The following is a 3,506-nucleotide window of genomic DNA, read 5'->3' as shown; positions in this document are numbered from 1 at the left end:
GCGCCCGCGCACTCGAACTCTTCACGGCCGAGCAGAACATCGCGGCCTTCCGGGGCCTCTACCTCGAACTGCTGTCGCTCGCCCCCGTACGCCGGCCGTCCGAGGCCGTCGACACCGACGGCGACCCGGTGCCCTTCGCCCACCCCGCGGAGGCGTACGTACCCGGGCACTGGACTGCCGCGCCACGGCCCACGCCGACCTGGGCGGTGGCAGCGGCGGCGGCGCCGGGCCGGGCGGTGCCCGGCGCGGCGGCGCCGGGCCGGGCGGTGCCCGGGCCGGTGGGGGCCGTGCGTCCGGCGGTGGCCGTGGGCGTCACCGGGGGAGTGGGGGGCGGTCATGTCTGAGCCGCCCACGCCTCTCACCCCCGCCTTGGCCCCTACGGCTCCTGCTTCCACGGCTCCTGCGGCCTCCACGGCTCCTGCTCCTATGACTCCCGGTGCTTCCGGTGGTTCCTGCGCTTCGGGTGGTGCCGGTGGTGCCGGCGGGGCCGGTGCCTCCGGTGCTCGCGGGGCGGGTGCGTCCGCGCGCCGGGGCTCCGCCGACCCCGTCAAGGCGCTGTTGCACCGGCACCGGGAGCTGTGCGAGCGCGCCGTCGACCCGCTGGAGATCGCCGCCGGGCTGGAGGCCCACGGCGTCACCGACCGCACCGCTGCCCGCTTCCGCCACCGTGACGTGTTCTCGCTCGCCGAGGAGCTGTACGCGCGCGTGCCGCGCGACATGTCCCACGGCCCGGCCGCCTCCCCGCCCGGGGCCGCTGACCGTGCCGCTACCGACGCCGAGGCCGACACCCGGGGCGTAGACCGGGCCGGTTCCCGGGGCGGTGCCGAGCGGGCCGGGCGCCCGCGGACACGACGGGCGGGGCAGGTGGGGCGGGTCCTCGCCACGCTGCTCCCGGCCGCCGTCTGCGGGGCGGCCCTCGCCGGCCGGGCCGTGACCACCGGCCGACCGCAGCTCGCCGTCACCCTCGCCGGGGCCCTCGGCCTCGCGGTCGCGCTCGCCCACTGCGCCCGGCGCGGGCCGCTGCGCACGCCGGGGCGCGCACCGCTCACCGCGAGCGCAGCCACGACCCTGCTCCTCCTCTACGCGGTGTACGGCGACGGGCTGCTCGACCAGCTCGTCGCCGGCTCCCCGGACGGTCCCTGGCCGGCGCTGCCGGCCCCACTGACGGCCCCGCTGCTGGCGCTCGCGCTGGCGGTGCCGCCGGCCGCCGGCTGCGCCCGGCTGTTCGCGGTGCGGGCCCGGCGACGGCTCGCGGGAAGCCGGGGCCTGGACGACTTCACCGCGCGGGCCAGACCCCTGTTCCTCGCGGTCGTCACCCTGTACGCGGCGGCCCTGACGGGTCTGCTGGTGCTGACCCGGCTCGTCCCGGGGGCCTCACCGGGACCGCTCGCCCCGGCGCTGGCGCTCGGCACCCTGCTGTTCCTGGCCCGGCTGCTCGCCGTGCACGGCTTCGCGCCGGCGGGCGCCACGGCGCTCGGCGCCGCGTGCGCCGCCCAGTACCTCGCCTGCGCCGCGGTCCTCGCCGGGCGACTGCCCGGACTCGACCCGGTGGCCGCGCCGGTCCGGGCCGCCGTCGAGACCTGGGGCCCGGCCTCCGTACCCGCCCTCGCCTGCGGTGGAGCGGCGACCGCCCTCCTCGCGTACGCCTCCACCGTGCTCACCCGGGCCTCCGCGCACGCCGCCCACCCCTGACCACACCGACCCCCTCACACCTTCCATGCCCCCTGCCTCCCCTCACTCCCCGCGGCCTCGCAGACCCCACCCGCCCCCCCCCCCCCCCAAGCCCCCCGCCCCCCCGGGCCCCCCCCCCCCCCCCCCAGCCCCCCCCCCCCCCCCGGGGCCCCCCCCCCCCCCCCCCGCCACCTGTTCGTCCGCTTACGGTCGTCCCGCCGCGAGTCGCCGGACCAACGACGGCCGCGCACAAGGGAGATCGGGGGTGTACTCGTGCGGATCGGACTGCTCACCGAGGGTGGCTACCCGTATGCAGCGGGTGAGTCCAGGCTCTGGTGCGACCGGCTCGTGCGCGGGCTCGCGCAACACGAGTTCGACCTCTACGCGTTGAGCCGCAGCGCACGCCAGGAGGACGCCGGGTGGGTGCCGCTGCCACCGCACGTCCAGCGCGTGCGCACCGCCCCCCTGTGGACCGCTCCGGTCGGCGCCCGCGCCGGCGCCCGAGGCCCCCGCCCGTACGGGCGGCGGGACCGCCGCCGCTTCACCGACCACTTCGAGCAGCTGGCCACCGCCCTCTGCCGCGCCGAGCCCGCCGCCGGCACCGCCTTCGCCGAGGGCCTGTACGGGCTCGCCGCGCTCGCCCGCGACCGCGGCGGCCTCGTACCGGCCCTCCGCTCCGAGGCCGCCGCGCGCGTCCTGGAGTCCGCCTGCCGCGCCCCGGGCGCACGCCGGAGCGCACACGGCGCCACCGTCCTCGACCACCTGGCGCTCGCACACGAGCTGGAGCGCGCCCTGCGCCCCCTGTCGCTCGACTGGTACGACGCCGCCGGGCTCGGCGCGGTCGACCTGTGCCACGCGGCCTCGGGTGGCGCGGCGGCTCTCCCCGGCTTGGTGGCCAAACGCTTCTTCGGGGTTCCGTTGCTGGTCAGTGAGTACGGCGCCCCACTGCGCGCGCACTACCTAGCCGCCGACGGGACCCGGCTGAGCCCGCCCGTGCGGGCGCTGCTCGCCGCCTTCCACACCCGGCTCGCCGCTGAGGTCTACGACCAGGCGTCCGTCATCACCCCGGGCAACACCCACACCCGCCGCTGGCAGGAGCGGTGCGGCGCCGACCGCGCCAAGCTGCGCACGGTCTACCCGGGTCTCGAAGCGGAACGGTTCGCCGCCGTCGGGGAAGGCACCGACTGCGGCGACCCGCACACCCTCGTCTGGGTCGGGCGCGTCGAGCCCGCCAAGGACCTCGTCGGCCTGCTGCACGCCTTCGCCGAGGTGCGCAGGGCCGAGCCGGGCACCCGGCTGCGGATCATCGCCGCCCCCCTGTGCGACCCGGAGGCGTCCACCTACCTCGGACACTGCCGGGCGCTCGCCGCCCAGCTCTTCCCCGACGAGGCCGCCACCGCCCACGCCGTCGGCGACAACCCGGTCTCCTTCGAGGAGATCGGCGGCCCCGAGGCGCCCGAACTCCCCGACGCCTACGCCGCCGGGTGCGTGACCGTCCTCTCCAGCGTCGTCGAGGGCTTCCCCGTCAGCCTCATCGAGGCCATGCTCTGCGCCCGCGCCACCGTCTCGACCGACGTCGGCGCGGTCGTCGAGATCATCGGCGGCACGGGACTCGTCGTCCCCCCGCGCAACCCGCGGGCGCTCGCCGACGCCTGTCTCGCGCTGCTGCGCGACCCCGAGCGCCGGGAGCGGCTGGGCGCCGCCGCGCGCGCCCGCGCACTCGAACTCTTCACGGCCGAGCAGAACATCGCGGCCTTCCGGGGCCTCTACCTCGAACTGCTGTCGCTCGCCCCCGTACGCCGGCCGTCCGAGGCCGTCGACACCGACGGCGACCC

2 protein-coding genes and 1 pseudogene are annotated in these 3,506 nt (G+C 78.2%); all 3 read left to right on the top strand.

What is annotated here, in order from left to right:
• Window positions 1-344, top strand: a pseudogene (locus tag LPA54_RS32470) (transferase); the annotation flags it as partial.
• A gap of 214 nt (window positions 345-558) precedes the next feature.
• Window positions 559-1,692, top strand: coding sequence for a hypothetical protein (locus tag LPA54_RS32465; RefSeq protein ID WP_306806570.1), 1,134 nt, complete (start codon window positions 559-561; stop codon window positions 1,690-1,692).
• A gap of 252 nt (window positions 1,693-1,944) precedes the next feature.
• Window positions 1,945-3,506 (top strand): DUF3492 domain-containing protein (locus LPA54_RS32460; RefSeq protein WP_228984371.1); only part of this gene is annotated, 1,562 nt, incomplete at its 3' end.

Origin of the sequence: Streptomyces sp. DH12 (assembly GCF_020873895.1) — a bacterium.
Taxonomy (GTDB): domain Bacteria; phylum Actinomycetota; class Actinomycetes; order Streptomycetales; family Streptomycetaceae; genus Streptomyces.
Note: the sequence above shows the minus strand (reverse complement) of the source record. Positions and strands in the feature narration are given on the sequence as shown.